Source organism: Paenibacillus sp. FSL R5-0470, from assembly GCF_037975205.1.
In the GTDB taxonomy this organism is placed as follows: domain Bacteria; phylum Bacillota; class Bacilli; order Paenibacillales; family Paenibacillaceae; genus Paenibacillus_AQ.
Genome location: NZ_CP150238.1, coordinates 356,670 through 374,029 on the forward strand (window position 1 = coordinate 356,670; position 17,360 = coordinate 374,029).

The 17,360-nt window shown below is 42.6% G+C and carries 15 protein-coding genes; 12 read left to right on the forward strand and 3 right to left on the reverse strand.

Annotated features, from left to right (window positions below; all coding sequences use genetic code 11):
• The first annotated feature begins 2 nt into the window (after positions 1-2).
• The 5 genes from MKY99_RS01590 (at position 3) to MKY99_RS01610 (ending at position 2,668) form a co-directional block, all read left to right on the forward strand.
• Positions 3-869 carry an alkaline phosphatase family protein gene (locus MKY99_RS01590; protein ID WP_076299988.1) on the forward strand — a complete coding sequence of 289 codons (867 nt, stop codon included), beginning with the start codon at positions 3-5 and terminating at the stop codon, positions 867-869.
• Between the two features lie 93 nt (positions 870-962).
• Positions 963-1,280, forward strand: a complete 318-nt coding sequence (locus tag MKY99_RS01595) for a hypothetical protein (RefSeq protein WP_060623858.1) — start codon at positions 963-965, stop codon at positions 1,278-1,280.
• 109 nt (positions 1,281-1,389) lie between these two features.
• A complete protein-coding gene (locus MKY99_RS01600; protein WP_042123499.1) occupies positions 1,390-1,626 on the forward strand; it encodes a hypothetical protein in 237 nt (78 codons plus the stop codon).
• Between the two features lie 15 nt (positions 1,627-1,641).
• Entirely contained in the window at positions 1,642-1,914 is a 273-nt protein-coding gene (locus MKY99_RS01605) for a helix-turn-helix transcriptional regulator (RefSeq protein WP_076285106.1), read from the forward strand.
• A 172-nt stretch (positions 1,915-2,086) separates the two neighbouring features.
• Positions 2,087-2,668, forward strand: a complete 582-nt coding sequence (locus MKY99_RS01610) for a 50S ribosomal protein L25 (protein ID WP_042184221.1) — start codon at positions 2,087-2,089, stop codon at positions 2,666-2,668.
• 66 nt (positions 2,669-2,734) lie between these two features.
• On the opposite strand, the gene MKY99_RS01615 is transcribed toward MKY99_RS01610, so the two are convergent.
• Positions 2,735-5,038: a UvrD-helicase domain-containing protein gene (locus MKY99_RS01615; RefSeq protein ID WP_339268296.1), complete on the reverse strand. Its 2,304-nt coding sequence runs from the start codon at positions 5,036-5,038 to the stop codon at positions 2,735-2,737.
• Between the two features lie 215 nt (positions 5,039-5,253).
• Between MKY99_RS01615 and MKY99_RS01620 the strand changes: the two genes are divergently transcribed.
• The 3 genes from MKY99_RS01620 to MKY99_RS01630 all read left to right on the forward strand — a co-directional run bounded on the left by MKY99_RS01620 (position 5,254) and on the right by MKY99_RS01630 (position 7,881).
• Positions 5,254-5,535 (forward strand): hypothetical protein, encoded by a 282-nt coding sequence (locus MKY99_RS01620; protein ID WP_339268298.1) that lies wholly within the window; start codon positions 5,254-5,256, stop codon positions 5,533-5,535.
• 136 nt (positions 5,536-5,671) lie between these two features.
• Positions 5,672-6,508 (forward strand): DUF6492 family protein, encoded by an 837-nt coding sequence (locus MKY99_RS01625; protein ID WP_339268300.1) that lies wholly within the window; start codon positions 5,672-5,674, stop codon positions 6,506-6,508.
• Positions 6,509-6,519: 11 nt separating this feature from the next.
• The gene (locus tag MKY99_RS01630; RefSeq protein ID WP_339271458.1) at positions 6,520-7,881 is read left to right on the forward strand and encodes a sugar phosphate nucleotidyltransferase; all 1,362 of its coding nucleotides are present in this window, start codon (positions 6,520-6,522) and stop codon (positions 7,879-7,881) included.
• Positions 7,882-7,984: 103 nt separating this feature from the next.
• Here MKY99_RS01630 and MKY99_RS01635 read toward each other — a convergent pair whose 3' ends face one another.
• Both MKY99_RS01635 and MKY99_RS01640 read right to left on the reverse strand, forming a co-directional pair.
• Positions 7,985-9,706 (reverse strand): sensor histidine kinase, encoded by a 1,722-nt coding sequence (locus MKY99_RS01635; RefSeq protein WP_339268302.1) that lies wholly within the window; start codon positions 9,704-9,706, stop codon positions 7,985-7,987.
• A complete protein-coding gene (locus MKY99_RS01640; RefSeq protein WP_339268304.1) occupies positions 9,684-11,252 on the reverse strand; it encodes a response regulator in 1,569 nt (522 codons plus the stop codon). Before MKY99_RS01640 ends, MKY99_RS01635 begins: the two co-directional genes overlap by 23 nt.
• Positions 11,253-11,504: 252 nt before the next feature.
• Between MKY99_RS01640 and MKY99_RS01645 the strand changes: the two genes are divergently transcribed.
• From MKY99_RS01645 to MKY99_RS01660, 4 genes are all read left to right on the forward strand, one after another.
• Entirely contained in the window at positions 11,505-13,217 is a 1,713-nt protein-coding gene (locus MKY99_RS01645) for an ABC transporter substrate-binding protein (RefSeq protein WP_339268306.1), read from the forward strand.
• 22 nt (positions 13,218-13,239) lie between these two features.
• The gene (locus MKY99_RS01650; RefSeq protein ID WP_042184236.1) at positions 13,240-14,130 is read left to right on the forward strand and encodes an ABC transporter permease subunit; all 891 of its coding nucleotides are present in this window, start codon (positions 13,240-13,242) and stop codon (positions 14,128-14,130) included.
• An 18-nt stretch (positions 14,131-14,148) separates the two neighbouring features.
• A complete protein-coding gene (locus tag MKY99_RS01655; RefSeq protein WP_042184238.1) occupies positions 14,149-15,027 on the forward strand; it encodes a carbohydrate ABC transporter permease in 879 nt (292 codons plus the stop codon).
• 64 nt (positions 15,028-15,091) lie between these two features.
• Complete coding sequence (locus tag MKY99_RS01660; protein ID WP_339268308.1) at positions 15,092-17,320, forward strand: amylo-alpha-1,6-glucosidase; 2,229 nt, start codon at positions 15,092-15,094, stop codon at positions 17,318-17,320.
• The last annotated feature ends 40 nt before the right edge of the window (positions 17,321-17,360 follow it).

The following is a 17,360-nucleotide window of genomic DNA, read 5'->3' on the forward strand; positions in this document are numbered from 1 at the left end:
AAATGACCAATAAACTCATTGTGGTGGTCTTGGACGGACTTAGATATGATGCTGCTCGCAAATACATGGGCTATCTGGAGCATCTTGTGGAGCAAGGATCCTTATCTTGTTATCGAGTACAGTCGGAATTACCCAGTCTATCACGTCCGCTTTATGAAGTGCTCTTAACGGGTACACCCGTGTCCAAAAATGGAATTACGGCTAACCATATTGTGAGACCTAGCCATGAAGAAAGTGTATTTCATTTGGCAGTAGCCGCTAATTTGCGTACAGCTGCTGTCGCCTATCATTGGGTCAGTGAGCTTTATAATTCGGCCCCCTTTGATCCACTGGCTGATCGCCATCAGCATAATGTGATGATGCCAATTCAGCATGGCAGCTTTTATTTCGAGGATCACTATCCTGACAGTCATGTGTTTGCCGATGCCGTGTATTTACGGAGTGCTTATGATCCGCATTTTCTATACATTCACTCCATGAATATAGACGACGCCGGGCATCGTTATGGCGGGGAGAGCAAGGAATATGAGCTTTCCGTGCGTAACGCCGATGGACTGCTAGCCACTGTTTTGCCTATTTGGATGGAGCAGGGGTATAAGATTCTGATTACGGCAGATCATGGGATGAACGCAAATGGGTACCATGGAGGGGTCACCTCTTCCGAGCGGGATGTGCCGTTATATACGTTTGGAGTAGATGCATTGCCTCTGGCAAAAGAAGATCAAGCAATCCCCCAATTAAGGCTGGCTCCGTTAATGTGCCACTGCTTAGGGCTTGCTCCCTCAGCTGCAATGAGCAAGGAAGGCTTGCCCCCTTTTGTGCAAAAGCAACCACTTCATGAGGTGAATGAACCTGTGATTTTAGGATGAAAATAAAATAGTAAAGCAAGATGAAAATCATATACGGGAACGCTGGGTTTTTGTATAATAAATAGTATATTTTACCTATTAGGAGGTTGTCTTTTGAGCGCTTCTAAAGCTATGAAATGGATTACAGGCTCGTTTGAAATTATTTTGGCAATTCCATTTCTGGGTGCTACTATTGTAGTGTTCAGTGGGTACTCTGTACTGGGATTTATGTTTATTCTTCATCTAATCACTTTGATTTTATCTTTAAAGAACAATGAATCTATCTATGGTTCAGTGCTCGGAATTGTAACTTCTTTATTGGCTTGGATTCCAATAGTGGGATGGGTATTACACTTGATTACAGGGATTCTGTTGATGGTAAGCGGTGGACAGAAGACTCGTTATCCTTCGAATCATACCTATCCACAATAATTAAGACATCCTAATACAGCCCGATTCGGACGTTTGTCCGGTCGGGCTGTATTCATGTTATAATGAGGGCACATTTTAGCATGAAGTACATGAAAGGAGGCACATCCATATGGAAGTAACAGCACAAGATGTAGCGGAATGGATGGTTAAGGAAATTCGGTTTACGGGTACCTTGTATCAGACCGCGGCGATTGAATATGTGAAAGAGAACTTTGGGGAACAATTTGTATTTGTAAATGAGAATGGCAATGCCTCGCTGTCCAAGGAAGTAAAGAAAGCTTTCCGGAAGCTGCACGGCGGCAAAATCGCGTGGGATCGCGATGGATTTTTGTGGGCGTGGACTTAAGCTGGGGGTGAATGTATGCCGGTTATCCGAAGTAAATTAAGTGTGGTCATGGAGAATCATGATCCCAAACTCTCTATACGAAAGCTTGCTAAGGATATTAATTATCACTTTGATTCGGTTCGCCGTATGTATAAGGATGAGATGGTACAGTATCCCAGAGACTTGCTTTTAAAGCTTTGTTTATATTTTAATGTACAGCCTGGGGAACTCATCGGAATCGAAGAGTTGAATGAAAGTGATTGTACAATAGAAGAAGTGATAGGTGAAGATGAATTAAGTAAGAGTTAAATAAATTGAGGAAGTGCAGTTGGGAAGAGTTGAGGAATGGGAAGTTGAATTCACTCAAGTCTTCTTTTTTGTATGGAAAAGGGGAGATTTCTGCTAAATTTGACTAGATTATATGGTCATGTTATACTTAGACTGACAAGAATTTATGGTCAAAGAGAGCAGGAAATAAAAAATGAGTAAATTTATTCAATTAAACAAGCGTACTGGCGAAACAAAGTCCCAAAAGAAATTAGCGAGAAAACAGGGACGTATCCCGGCTGTATTGTATGGAGTGGGTAAAGATACTCTGAACGTAGAAGTGGATGAAAAAGAGCTGTTGGGTACTTTGAAAAAAAATCCACGGGCTATTCTGCAAGCAAAAACAACGGACGATGAAGCAATGCCGATCATTGTTCAGCATATTCAAAAGGATTCTCTGTCAGGTAAGATCTTGCATATTGATTTCCAGCATGTGAACATGTCTGTAAATATGGATAGTAAAGTTACGATTCATTTTGCAGGGGAAGCAATCGGCGTGAAAGCCGGTGGCGTATTGCAAGTGGAATTGTATGAAGTAGAAGTTCGTTGTATGCCGGGCGTTTTGCCTACTTCTATGGAAGTAGATATTAGTAAACTTGATATTGGCGATCAGCTGCTAGTTTCTGACCTGATTTTCCAAGATGGAATCGAAGTGCTGACCGATCCGAATGCAGTAATGATTCAGATTAAGACTGTACATGAAGAAGTTGAAGAAGCAGTAGTAACTACAGCTTAAATATATATTTATATTAAAAAAAGCAAGTTTCCAGGGAAGAGGAAACTTGCTTTTTTTGCGTGTAGATCATACGGGAACTTCTCGCTGATCCTTTGCCATAGGTGAGCTACATAAGGGGCAGGGCTTTGAGGTTAGATGATCCTCAGCTCCGCCAGCTTTCATGCGTGTCCAACCAGGACAACTGTTGCCCGTGCAGTTCCATACCGGAACGACATGGGTTTTTGTTTTTGTCGTGGTCGCTCGGCTGGTCGGCAAGGATCTTGTTGTCACGGTTCTACTCACCGTAGTTGCTGCTGTGGAAGAAACCGCTGAACGGAAGGCGGATAACATGAAGCGGGAGACCTCCGCTTTTTTACCCCGATGCTGTGCAGGTGAGCTGATGAATAGCTCCTCTCGGGCTCTCGTAACGGCCACATACGCCAGTCTCCGTTCCTCCTCCAGTGCTGCTAAGCTTGAGGCTCCGCTGCTTCCGGTAGCAAGCTTGCGGTCTTTTAACCGGTCGCCCTCCAGTGCAGAGCTATGCGGAAGAATTCCCTCAGACGCTCCAATTAAAAAGACTACAGGAAACTCTAGCCCCTTTGATTTATGAATGGTCATTAATGCAATCCGATTGCCTTGCTCTTTAGTACCTGGTTGGCGATTATGCTCGTTACGCTCCGTGACATTATCTATGAAATCAAGAAAGGCAGGGATGCTGTCGAAACGCGCCGCGGAGGATTCTAGCTCATCTAGCATTTCTTTTAACGTCTCTCGATGCAGCGTCGCTTGATGCCGTTCATTCGCTTCGATGAAATAATCATAGAATTGGGTACGAATCTGCCGGATTGCTTGTATTGGGGTCAGTTCGCGTATATTTCGGATTAGATCGAGCCGATCTCTTAGTTTAGTCCCTTTGAAGTCTTCCATGCCAGGCATAGACAATAAGTGGATTAACGGTCCTTGCTTGGGCTGTCTAGCTTCCATCTGGCGGATGTGATTCATACCTTTTTCACGGTTCATATATAGCGTCGGCAGGATATTCTCCATCGCCGCAAAATTTCGCCGATTCACGGAGAGTCGCAAATGATCCACTACCGGAGAGATCAGCCAGTGCTCGTACAATAATTGCCCTTCTCCGTAATCAATATAGGGAATATCGCGTAAAAGGAGCAGTTCGAGAACGGCCCGATTGCTGCTCGAGGCCCGGTACAACATGGCGAAGTCGCTATATTCTCTTTTGCCGCTAGAGACCTCGTTTAAAATATGCTCGATCATCTGCTCGGCTTCTTCATCTGCAGTTTGCGGACGCATATATCGTGGCTGACTTCCACTACCTTTTGCGGCTTGCAGGGTTTTGGAACGCCGACGTGTATTGTGCTTGATAATGCCGTTGCCAAGTCCAACGATAGCTGGGCCTGAGCGGTAATTAATATCGAGCGTAATAACCCTTGCTCCCGGATAGAGCTTCTCGAACTCTAGAATGAACTCACTGCGCGCTCCGTTGAAGGAATAGATCGTTTGGTCATCATCACCAACCACCATTAGATTATGCTGTGGGTGAGCGACCATTTTGACAAGTTCGTACTGCAAGGCGTTTGTATCCTGGAACTCATCCACCATCACGTACAGATATCTCATCTGCAACTCTTGCAAAAGCTCCGGACGCTCCTTCAGCATCCGATAGGCAATTAAGAGGACATCATCGAAATCGATTTTGAAATTGTCTTGTTTCCATTGTTCGTATATTTCCAGAATGGATTTCATTTCTTTTTCGGCGGTGGTGCCTTCTGGTAGATCTTCCACAGTGCCCATGTTCATTTTGCAGGAAGAGAGCAGAGAGAGTACGGTTTCCGGTGGATAAGCATCCTTCGGCAGTCCGAGCTCACGCATGATCTGCTTCAATAGGATGTGCTGGCGCCGTGTCTCACTGAAAATTTCCTGTTGCAATCCTTGTCTGCGCAAGAAAAATAAGAAAAAAGAATGGAACGTACGGGCCTGAAGCCTTGCAACGTCCGCTGTGCTGACTCCCGGGAGCAGGGCGATTCGTTCGCGCATTTCTGCCGCGGCTTTACTCGAAAAAGTCAGCAATAGCAGCTGACTCGGCGAGACGCCGCGCACCGACAACAAATAACCGGTTCTGCAGATCAGAACCGAGGTTTTGCCGGAGCCTGCACCGGCCAGTGTCAGCAGCGGCCCTTTATGATGCCGCACCGCAGCAATCTGCGGGCGGTTGAGCAGGATGCCGCCTTCCTCCAGCCTGCGGAAATAAGCGGAGTCCCCCTCCTCCCGCTTCACTAGCTCCTTGCTGGTCTGCGCTGAAGCTACTGCCGCTTGCGGGATGCGTTCGCCGGTTGCTCCCAGCGGGATATTATGAAATAAGAGCTTATTCAATAGATTCACCTTCATATATTTCTGTATAGAGTGAGCTCAACAAAACTAGTTGGAGAATGGTTGAGTTCATCTTAAAATGTGCCGATTAAAATACGCCGAAAATTTAGCCAATCTACAATATACCATCCCAGCCTTTTTACTGCACAGAAAAAAATGCTGGATATAGTATGGGGGATTGTGGAGCTTGGTTGTGCGAGTGAGGATTGGTGGGCAAGATGTACGGTGTAAATCCCGTAGAAAAGCTGAAATTGGGCTCTGGGGGTGAAATGTGCGGTATAAATCCCGTAGAAAAGTGGGAATTGGGCTCTGTGGGCGGAATATACGGTATAAATCCCGTAGAAAAGCTGGAATTGGGCTCTATGGGCGGAATGTGCGTGATAAATACCGTAGAAGTGCTGGAATTGGGCTCCGCGAGCGAAAAGAAGGGTATAAATCCCCCAGAAGTAAGCGGATTTGGCTCTGTGAGCGAAAAGAAGGGTATAAATACCCCAGAATGAAGCGGAATGGGCTTTATGGGCGAAAAGAAGGGTATAAATCCCCCCCCTTGTCCTCTCTTAAGTTTACAGTAAAGCCCATTCCCTTTCCTTATTATCCTCATATCCTAAAGCAAAATAATGATATGGAGATGACCGTATGCCCTCGCCTAATAAGGTCCGCATAAGACATGCCGTTACCATAGATATACTGATTCCGGCTATCGAGAAAGATTTGGCTACACTCCCCTATGTTATTGACGCTGTCCGAACACATGTTAAGCATCCGATAGGTCGTATATTGATTGTTGCTCCAAAAAAGACACGAATACTGGATTTCTGCCGAAAAAAGGGCTGTACCTTTGTCGATGAGAATACAGTCCTCCCGATTACAAAAAAAGATATCCATTACCGTTCACGGAAATGGGAAAGATCCGGTTGGTTGTTCCAGCAATTGTTGAAGCTGAATGGTGACAAGCTGTGTACGGCTGACTATTTTTTAGTCATCGATGCAGATACGGTCTTAATCGCTTCTCATCGATTCCGTGAGAAGGGAAAGACGATTTTTTACAGCCGCAATTGGAGTCAGCCTCAGTACTTTACAACCTATAGGAAGCTAATGGGTAAGAAGGCGGCATCTGCTTCTTCTTTTGTGACGCATTATATGCTGTTTGAACGCAGCCAATTGACTCAGATGAAAAGAGAGATTGAAGCAAAGCATCAGAAGCCTTGGTATTCGGCGATTATACACAGTATGAACCGAACTAAGCAATTTGCTTTTTCTGAATTCGAAACTTATGGGAATTACCTGTATTCGAAGGATCGTGGGGGCATGAAGATTCAAAAAGCGCGTAATAAAGGTCTTCATATGAATGCAGGTCAGCTGTCCAAGCAGAAGCTGAATGAGCTGGCGGAAAAGTATAGATCATTGTCTTTTCATAAACGGAAGGGGTATGTGAGAACACCGAATAGTAAGTCCAGCGCAGGGGGGCGATAGCGTTGCAGATCGTGCTCCTTTCAGGGGGATCGGGGAAGAGGCTGTGGCCGCTGTCGAATGAGATCAGGTCAAAGGCATTTTTAAGACTTCTTCCAACAGAAAATGGCGGCATGGAGTCGATGATCGAGCGAGTATGCAGAGGGCTGGATGAGGCAGGATTATTAGATTCAAGCTGCATTGTAACCCATCGCAGTCAGGTGGAAATTACCCGCAAATCTGTTGGCAATCAGGTTGCTTTACTGGCGGAGCCACAGAAGCGGGGAACTTTTACTGCAGTTGCATTGGCGGCGAGCTATTTGCATTCCGTGAAGAAAATAGACTTAGAAGAGATCGTTGTGGTCATTCCGGTGGATTCTTATGTGGAGGCTTCTTTTTTCAGTCAGCTTCGGCAGTTTCCCAGCGTGCTGTCCGAATCACAAGCGGATATTGCCCTGATCGGTGTTACGCCTGAATTCCCATCCACACAGTTCGGGTATATATTGCCGAGTGAAGGTTCAGAGGGAACGTCTTTTCTAAATGTGAAGCAATTTGCAGAGAAACCAGACGAAATGGCGGCAGCCGAGTTCATCTCCTGTGGAGGACTATGGAACTGTGGGGTGTTCTCCTGCTCATTAGGATACTTGCTCTCAACTATGGTGGAACGGAATCTTTCAGCAGATTACATGGAGCTAGTGGAGCGTTATGACGAATTGCCAGAACGAAGTTTTGACTATGAAGTGCTTGAGCATACGCAGCGAGCGGTAGTTATTACTTACACCGGAGTTTGGGCGGATATTGGTAGTTGGGATGCGCTTACCCCTCATTTGCAGGAAAAGGTAATTGGCAGGGGGAGCATTTCTGAGGATTCAAAAGGAACCTATTTAGTGAACGAACTCTCTTGTCCCGTACATGTCATCGGTGCCCCAGGTTTGATTGTGGCGGCGGGTGCGGATGGTATTTTAGTTGCTGGCATCGAGCAGGCGAAACGGATTAAGCAGAAGCTGGAGGGTCATGCCGCGAAGCCGATGATTGAAGAAAAGCGGTGGGGGAGCTCACGCATTCTGGATTTCTCACGAACAGCAGCAGGAGTTGAGGTTACGACTTCCAAAATCACGATGTTGGCAGGGAAGCACACCAGCTATCATTTTCACAGGCATACCAAAGAAATATGGTCTTTTCTTTCGGGCAATGGAGAGTACCGTATGAACGGCGTTCTTTATGCAGTTGCAGCCGGAGACACTGTCATAGTACCTGCCGGTGCGAGACATGGTTTGCGGGCGATTACGCCGCTCGAATTGATCATTATTGAACTGGTGACATCTTCAGATGTGGGGGATTATGTACGTGTTTCTGCTGAATGGGTGGGGGAGGAAAGCGCTCCTGATCATTTGTAATTCAATAGATTGAAAAAAATCAACCGGGTTTAATCCAGCGTACATGTCCCGGTTGAATTTAATTTTAGAATGTAGCTAATTAACATCACTGCATTTAAAAGAGTTATAGATCTGAGCCACCTTCGTATCTTTTGGATGGAAATCGAAATGTGACCTCCGTTCCCACTCCTAGAATACTGGTAATGGACAGGCCGTACTCTGGTCCGTACATTAGCATAGCCCGGTCATTTACATTTTTGAGCCCATAGCCTATAGACGGGGATTTAAGCAGAAGATTGAGTCGTTCTTGTGGGATGCCAACGCCATTATCCTTTACTTTGAAGATGATACACTCCTCCACGATTTCTCCGGATAGAATAATTTTGCTTCCTTCTTCTTCTCTATTCTCAATACCATGAATAATAGCATTCTCAATTAGAGGCTGAAGCATCAGGTTAGGCATGTAATAAGATAGAATAGCCTCGTCGATCTGATATTCTATCTCAAAGCTGTTGCTATGCATGTTAAGCTGAATCTGTATATAAGATTGTACATTCAATAGTTCATCTGAAACCGAAATAATATTATTCCCTTTATTCAGCGTAGTCCGATAGAACGTGGATAGAAGCTGAGCCATTTCACTTATATCTGTTGCATGGATTCGGATGGCTCTCCAATTGATGAGCGAAAGAGCATTATATAGAAAATGAGGATTAATCTGAGCCTGTAGGGCTTTCATTTCATATTCTTTTCGTGAAATTTCCTCAATGTAGACTTTATCGATTAACACTTTTGTTTTGTCAACCATATTGCCAAAGCCTCTAATTAGATCCCCAATTTCATCTTTGGATGTGCTAGTGACGGTGACTTCCAGGGATCCCTCTTCTACGGTGCGCATATTATTGCGCAGACGCTTAATTTGTGAATTGAACTTTCGAGAGAATAGATTGGCGGTTATAGCAACGGCAGCAATACAGGCAACAATAACAAGCCCAACTGTCGAAAGGATTTTCCAAGCAGAATTCGTAATCATCTTCGTAGGTTTGCATAACATCACTGTCCATCCTGATATAGGAACTTCAGATTGCAATACAGTGTACTTTGTATTTTTCCATTGCAGCGTATCTAAGTTGTCTGTGCTATTGGAAGGAATATATCCTTCTATACCAGGCGAGGCATAGATCGACTTTCCATAAGCATCTTTGACGAGAATCTCTGAACCTTGAGAGAGTAGGGAGTCAAAGGGTGTGAATAACGAATCGTAATTCACACGTGCATACAGCACATTTTCTTTTGGATCTTTCTGTTTCGTATTAATAATGCGTCGAACAGCAAAAATCTCCTTATTATCTGTAAACCACAGGACATCGACTGACTTCATCAACGGCGGGTACCAATGTTCCTGTTTAATATCATTTAGGGCTCGGACGGTATTGCCATGTGCCAAAAGATTGGTTCCTGTATACAGAGTGATTTGTTCTACACCTGTATTTAGATACCGTGCCGTATTGAAATTTTGGTCAATCACATGGGTTAACTGATCATACATTTCATACATACTTGTATAGGTATGATTAGCTGAATTAATAATTTCCTGATTAAAACTCAAGAAATTCATGAGTTTATTGTAGACATCCAGATGACTATTTAAAGCTAAAGCCCCTTGATTTAAGGCTGCATTCAAATCAGATTTGGATTGCTTAATGAGGGATGATTTGGCTTCTTGATAGCAGAAGCTGCCCAATACAATCACAGGAATCATACTGATTAACATAAATGAAAGCATGATCTTGGTTTGAAACTTCAAGTCGCGAATATTTTGCTTAAGTGTCCGCCAAAGTTGCATGATGCTCCTCCCGATATACAGAGGACTTCTGATTATACTGTCTATATTTTTCTGGTGTGTACCCATAGAAATCCCTGAAATTTTGGCAGAAGTATGAAATATTGCGATAGCCCACTGCGGTGCAAATATTTGATATTTTTTGATGCGTATTTGTTAACAACTCTTTTGCGTTTTGCATGCGGACATTCTTAATATATTTATTAAGCCCACAGCCTGTCTGCTTCTTGAATATGGAGCTAAGATAATGTGGAGACAAATACACTTTAGCAGCAAGCATTTCCAGACTGAGATCATCTGCATAATATTGTTCAATATATTGTTTGACGGCGTCGACATCACGGTTCTGAGTAGGCTCATGGTTGGTGGAGTTCTGATCAATCCGAGCGATACCTTCAAATATGATATCTTTGATATCCCGCAAATCTTCAGATCCATATATGGTCTCGACGGCAGTCTGCAGCTCCATTTCTGATATAGGTGCAGCTTGTGTCATGATCTCTTGATAGATTGTGGAGAACATATACTTTACATATAAATGTGAATACTGTACTTGATGTACGTATTTTTGATATAAAATCTCAGTATTTGCTCGTAAGCTAAAAATATCTTGATCCTTCAGATTATTTCGAATCTGATCTAGTAGATGGCTATCTGTAAGGTCTGGATACAAGGCCTCAGAGAAATGTAAGTCATTTTGTGTATTAAACACAAAGGTATCTGGGAGAAAAAAACGATATTCCATCAATTCTTCTAATGAAGTCAAAAGTGAACCTAAATCTAGTATTGAGGTTAGTTCCTCTTTCATAGCGAGATAACAATTCACTTTATATTTATCAAGGATACAATGATGCAGGTGCATCGCTGAATTATTATCAAACCGGGAAGAAGGGGACTCTTGCTCGGGAAACAGTAGTAGACTCTGACATCCGTTTAGATTTAAGTAATCAGCAGATGTGTCTACTAAACCAAGAACAAACTCTTCGAACTCCGAATCCACAGATTCAAAAAATGGCTTATCGAATTCTAACAAAAGCATTTTATTGTAATGGCTGGGTAATTCAATAGACAGCTCTTGAAGAGGAGGCGGGCTTCCGATGCCATTGACTAGAGAGAAGAGTAGATGTTTTCTCACATAGCTTAGCTTTCTTTGTGACGCTTCTTCTTTTTGTTGCTGGCTCTTTAATTCCTGAATAACTTTTTCTAAAGTAGTTTGGAATGCTTCAATGTTAACCGGTTTCAAAAGATACTCGGATACGCCCAGGGAGAGGGCTGTTTTGGCATACTCAAATTCAGCGAATCCACTGAATAAAATCACCTTTAATTTGGGGTGCAACTTTAATGCTTCCTTTGTTAGCTGTAATCCATCCATTATAGGCATCCGCACATCGGTAAATAGAATATCGACAGAGTGTGCGCTTACATATTCAAGTGCTTTACGACCGTTTTCTGCAACATGCAATTGGAGGGGGAAGCCAAGCTCGTTAATGAGGAAAGCAATCCCCTCTCGCTCCTCCTTATGATCATCTACCACCAATATGGATAACATTATTTACCACCTTTCGACATGTAGTGACATTGATATTGTAGTATAACATCTTCGACCGTAGCAATTATTCCTCGATATTATCGTTAATGATGAGTATTTATTTGTGTAAAACATAATTTTTTTGCGTTTACGATGGATAGCAATAATCTATAAACTTAAGGAAGTAACAATATAAATTTTTTTGAAGCTGGCCGGCGCTTTGAAATCGTTTTCTAATACGAGTTTTTTTATAGAAAAAGGGAGGCTCTTATAATGAAACATAAATTGAGAAAATCAAGCTCCATAGTATTAGCATCACTATTAGCTGTTGCTATGGTAGGTTGTTCAAGTTCTAATAATTCTTCAGCATCTACTCCAAAGACAGATGTGAGTGATCCTGCATGGAAAGAAGCACAGACGACTCCATTTGGCGCCTATCCTGAAACAGTTACTTATTCTGTTGGACAAGTGGCAACGAGCTATTCAGCACTTGCAGGAACGCCTTATGAGAAAGATAATGCCACAAACAATGTGTGGACAAGATATTTCAAGGATAAGCTGAACATTCAAAATACGACCTCGTTTGAGTCCAATGATGGTACAGACTATAGTCAGAAAGTTTCGATGGCGATTGTAAGCGGTGAAATCCCTGATCTAATGGTGGTTCCTGACTACGCGACATTGCAACAGCTTTATGAGAACGATCTGATTGCAGATTTGACCGAGGTTTATGAAAATACTGCCAGCGATCGAATTAAGGAAATTTATGATTCCTACGGTGGTCGTGTTCTGGATAGCGCAAAGTTCGATGGCAAGCTGATGGCCATACCAACTACTGAAATCTCACATGGTCCTGGTATCCTCTGGCTTCGCAAAGACTGGATGGACAAATTGGGACTTGCTGAGCCGAAATCAATGGCTGATGTCGAGAACATTATTAAGCAATTTGTAGAAAAAGATCCAGGTGGTAACGGAGCGGGTAAGACGCTAGGTCTTGTTGTCGATAATGAAAACGTTGCCGGTGTCTCTGGTGGACAATTCTCATTTAATAATATTTTTTCACTATATGGTGCGTATCCAAAACAGTGGATTGATGATGGAAGTGGAAAGGCTGTATACGGATCTGTTCAACCAGAAATGAAGCCAGCACTGACCAAGTTGTCTGAAATGTACAAAAATAACTTGATTGATCGCCAGTTTGCAGTACGTACTGGTGATGACCGCAAGGCGCTACTTACAAGCGGAAAAAGTGGGTCGTTCATGGATAACTGGTGGGGAAGCTGGACTGTGGCTGACACGCTTAAGCTGAATCCAGAAGCGGAATGGGTATCTTATGTTGCCCCACAATCAGAAGATGGCTCGCTTACAATGTTCACTGGAAATCCTTCCAGCAGTTATTTGGTTGTTCGCAAAGGCTTTGAACATCCTGAACTTGCAGCCAAGCTTGTGAGTGTTCAATATGACTATCAGCGTTACCAAGAAAAAGATGAAAAAGCTTTGAAAGAATTTGAAGATTATAAGAGCATGAATGTTGGCGGATCTCCGCTCGCCATTAATATCGATTATTATGACGCTTTCTATCGTAACGTTGACATCATGAAAGAAGCATTAGAAACAGGCGATACAAGTAAATTAACTAGCAATGAGGATTTAACGGCTTATAACTCCTATAAGAAATTTCTTGATAGTAAGAAGAATGGAGAAACACCAGACTCCAATGCATGGGCTGGATATACTTCCAGTATTACGACAGCTAGTTTGGTGAAAGCCTCTAATATTAAAGAAGTGAATCCATTATTCTTTGGAAGTACATCATCCATGACGTTGAAATGGCCGACACTTACTAAAATGGAACTTGAAATGTACTTGAAGATCATTACAGGTGAGCAAACACCTGACGCATTTGATAAGTTTGTAGAAAGCTGGAATAAAACTGGTGGCGAAGTCATTACTAAGGAAGTTAACGAAGCGATAGCAACCAAATGATGTTGAAAGAGATGATCCGTAAATGAAAAATAAAAAAGATCAGACAGCATTCCATCTCATGATGGCGCCAGGCATGATTTTCCTAATTATCTTTTCGTTTATTCCAATGTTCGGTATTATAATGGCTTTTCAAAATTATGTTCCGGCTAAGGGAATGAGTGGTTCATCCTGGGTAGGTCTTGATAATTTCAAATTTATGCTCCAAATTCCTGACAGCAAACAGATTTTCAGTAATACGATCGTTATCGCGTTATGGAAAATTATCGTGGGTACTTTTACATCCATCGTGTTTGCCCTGTTATTAAATGAAATTCGGGTAAAGTTTGCTAAGCGATTCATACAGACGGTTGTTTATCTGCCGAACTTCTTGTCATGGGCGATCTTAGCTACTGTAGTCATGAATATCTTCTCTTATGAAGGTCCTGTTAATGCCATGTTAAGTTGGTTTGGGATTGACCCGGTCTTGTTTATGGCCAGCAATACTTGGTTTAGACCGATGCTAGTATTAACAGATGTCTGGAAGGGTTTTGGGTACGGTTCAATCATCTACCTAGCTTCCCTGACATCCATTGATCCCGGACTTTATGAGGCGGGCTCCATTGATGGAGCCAACCGGTTTAAGAAACTGTGGCACATCACGTTGCCAGGCTTAATGCCAACTATTTTGCTGGTTACAACCTTGAACTTGCCGAATGTATTGAATGCTGGTTTTGATCAGATCTTCAATCTGTATAATCCTTTGGTGTATGAATCTTCGGATATTATTGATACCTACGTTTATCGGGTGGGTCTGGTAGAAAGACAATACAGCTTAGGTACAGCAGTTGGCCTATTACGGTCGGTCGTTGGTATCGTACTGATTCTTTCTGCGAATAAATTGGCCCAAAAACTTACGGATTATCGTATTTTCTAAAGAAAGGGGGGGTCTCCCATTTACGCATCTAACATCAAGGGTCGTATTGCAGATGTTATTATCTGGGTATTTGTTCTAGCGTTCGCCTTGTCCTGTCTCATACCGTTAGTCAATTTAGTAGCCATCTCTTTCAGTGATAATGCGGCGGCTTCCGCAAATCTAGTAAGTATATTCCCGGTTAATCCGACGTTTAGCTCCTATGAAAAATTATTGTCTGACAGCCAGTTTTGGCGTTCATTCATGATCTCTGTAGAACGGGTAGTGTTAGGTCTGCTTGTGAATATGGTATTGATGATTCTTACAGCCTATCCATTGTCTAAAAGTTCACGAGTATTCACGGGTCAGAAGGTTTATATGAATCTCGTTATCTTCGCGATGTTATTCTCAGGCGGATTGATTCCAACCTTTATGGTAGTCAAAGAGCTTAATCTTTTAGACTCCATCTGGTCATTGATCTTGCCGGGTGCAGTACCGATAGGGAATGTTATCTTGCTGATGAATGCATTCCGGGCTGTACCGAAATCTCTAGAGGAAGCTGCAAATATAGATGGAGCTTCACAGTGGAGAATATTAGGAACAATCTATCTTCCGATAGTATTGCCTACACTTGCCACCGTTACGCTCTTTACTATTGTGGGCCATTGGAATGATTACTTTGGTGCCCTGGTATATATTAATAAAACGGCGAATTATCCATTGCAAACCTATATCCAACAGCTTAGCGTTGAGGTTCAGAACATTACAGATCCTGAAAAACTATTGGAATTAGCAAAAGTTTCGAATAAGACTTTGAACGCTGCTAAAATCGTAGTTTCTACGCTACCATTGTTGTTGATTTATCCGTTTATGCAAAAGTATTTCGTATCAGGGATTGTCGTTGGTTCGGTTAAAGAATAAATATTAGTAGACAGCCGCTATGAAGCTTCATAGCGGCCTACTATTTTCAAGTAGGAGGCTTACAATGAATAGTAATCAAGTTCATACATCAATTCTGGATGACATGAAGACATTTGTCTCTCAAGATGCCAATCGGAGTATTTCATTTACGAATAAAGAGGCAGCATTTTATTTTACGCAATCCCATCATACGGATCATGTGGAACATGCATTTTTTGAGGGACTTAATATTGCTAAGAATAGAATTTTCGGTGGATACACCTTATTCGTAGGTGAACAGAAGCTAGACAATCGACAATCTGAAGTTTGGGCCTATCCTTATAAAATGGTGCGTAAGCACGCCGATCTTACAGAAGAGCTGTGGTTGTTGGATTATCATAATCTATTAGAAATTAGTCTCGCTAATGCTAAGGAAGACATAGGCATCGTTTTAAGGGGAGAGAATGTTAGCTATATAAACCAACAGGATCATATCGCGTTCTTTAGCGCTATCGAGGGAGATTGGGTGATTGCAGTTAGTGCTATCAACCTTTCACCTTTGCATATGGATAATGAAGTTCTAATTGCCGGTGCAAACGCTGGGGGTTATTATATCGCTGCAGGTAAGACATCCGAAGAAGCAGCAAGCTTAATCCTTAAAGCTAGACAAGATATTAGCACTTTGAAAGATGAACGTGTTAAGCGGATGGAAGATTTCTTACACCATAATGCCCATTTAACCAGCAGTGATGATACATTCACTTTAGCCATGAATTGGTTGAACATCACAATGGATCAGTTGGTTACAAGACAGCAGGGTGATGGTATCTATGCAGGGCTGCCATGGTTTAACGAATATTGGGGACGGGATCAATTCATAGCTCTTCCAGGTGCCGTGCTCGTTACAGGGCAATTCGAAACGGCTAGAAATATCTTGCTATCATTCGCAGAGTTTCAGAATACGGACGAAGATTCTAAATACTTTGGTAGAATTCCAAATATCTTGTCTCCTGGAAAAGTGGATTACCATACAACGGATGGTACGCCGCGATTCATTATCCAGTTGCAGGATTACGTTAAGTATTCAGGAGATACAGCGATCATTAAAGAGCTTTATCAAAATGTACAATATAGTATTGAAGGTTCCATAAAATATTGGGTAGATGATAAAGGGTACTTAAAGCACGCAGATAATGAAACTTGGATGGATGCCCGGGATGGCAATTTGGAGTCATATTCTCCTCGGGATACCCGTGCCAATGATATTCAAGCACTCTGGTATAACCAATTGCTTGCTGGTGTTTACTTTGCTGAATATATGAATGACAAGGTGAATGCTGATAAATGGAAGGGCATTGCTGAAACCTTGAAGCGCCATTTTGAGGTTGATTTCATTGATCAAGCGCATCCTTATTTAGCAGACAGACTGGATGCAGAAGACAAGCCGGAATTCTCCCTGCGCCCAAACCAGTTATTTGCTTTTGAAATGTTTGATGATAACGATTTTAAGGCTAGAGCGATTCGTACCGCGTGGGAAGAGTTGGTCTATCCATGGGGTGTTGCTTCGCTAGATAGACATCATCCATTGTTTCGTCCGTTTCATTTAACATCTCATTATCCGAAAGACGAGGCTTACCATAACGGTGCGGTTTGGATTTGGCTTAATGGTATTGCGATGCAGCGTATGATTGAAGCAGGGCAGGAAGAAACGGCCTATCAGCTATTCAAGAATATGAACTGGCAGGCCTTGAATTTAGGTGTTGTTGGTGGACTTTGTGAGAATATGGATGCTTATCCTGAGGAAGATGAGCACTGGGCGAAGTTGACGGGTGCATACCTGCAAGCTTGGTCCAATGCTGAGCACCTGCGTGTGTGGTACCAATATTTCTTAGGTATCCGTCCAGACCTGATTAACAATACACTGACAATTGCTCCAAGAATTCCGCAAGAGCTTGAATCCTTGGCTTATAATGTGAACATAGGAAAGGGACAGATCGAAGCCACGTATAACCGTGGACTTGAAATCACTTACGCCTATACATTCAAGAATGTGGGACTGGAAGTTATCATCGATATGTCTCCTTTCGAAACGGTATCGCTTGAAGTTAAGCCCAATATGGAGCTGGTTGTAAGACAAGATGATCATACACTGGCAGTTACCTTATATGATGAGAATCGTCAAATGCTCAAGGAGATTCAGTCAGGGCTATCCGAATCACGTGTTATGCACAATAAGCTTAATAACGAGTTATTAAAAGACGTTGAGTTTGCCAAGCCATTGAGCTTGGACAATCATCCTTGTATAAAGCTGTAGCTATAACTAGTTAAGACAATCTTAAAAAAACCTCTAACCC

What these genes read in the sequence shown, in the direction of transcription:
- MKY99_RS01590 (WP_076299988.1), top strand. Translation starts at nt 3, where the DNA reads ATGACCAATAAACTCATTGTGGTGGTCTTGGACGGACTTAGATATGAT.
- MKY99_RS01600 (WP_042123499.1), top strand. Translation starts at nt 1,390, where the DNA reads ATGGAAGTAACAGCACAAGATGTAGCGGAATGGATGGTTAAGGAAATT.
- MKY99_RS01605 (WP_076285106.1), top strand. Translation starts at nt 1,642, where the DNA reads ATGCCGGTTATCCGAAGTAAATTAAGTGTGGTCATGGAGAATCATGAT.
- MKY99_RS01610 (WP_042184221.1), top strand. Translation starts at nt 2,087, where the DNA reads ATGAGTAAATTTATTCAATTAAACAAGCGTACTGGCGAAACAAAGTCC.
- MKY99_RS01620 (WP_339268298.1), top strand. Translation starts at nt 5,254, where the DNA reads ATGTACGGTGTAAATCCCGTAGAAAAGCTGAAATTGGGCTCTGGGGGT.
- MKY99_RS01625 (WP_339268300.1), top strand. Translation starts at nt 5,672, where the DNA reads ATGCCCTCGCCTAATAAGGTCCGCATAAGACATGCCGTTACCATAGAT.
- MKY99_RS01635 (WP_339268302.1), bottom strand. Translation starts at nt 9,706, where the DNA reads ATGCAACTTTGGCGGACACTTAAGCAAAATATTCGCGACTTGAAGTTT.
- MKY99_RS01640 (WP_339268304.1), bottom strand. Translation starts at nt 11,252, where the DNA reads ATGTTATCCATATTGGTGGTAGATGATCATAAGGAGGAGCGAGAGGGG.
- MKY99_RS01645 (WP_339268306.1), top strand. Translation starts at nt 11,505, where the DNA reads ATGAAACATAAATTGAGAAAATCAAGCTCCATAGTATTAGCATCACTA.
- MKY99_RS01650 (WP_042184236.1), top strand. Translation starts at nt 13,240, where the DNA reads ATGAAAAATAAAAAAGATCAGACAGCATTCCATCTCATGATGGCGCCA.
- MKY99_RS01660 (WP_339268308.1), top strand. Translation starts at nt 15,092, where the DNA reads ATGAATAGTAATCAAGTTCATACATCAATTCTGGATGACATGAAGACA.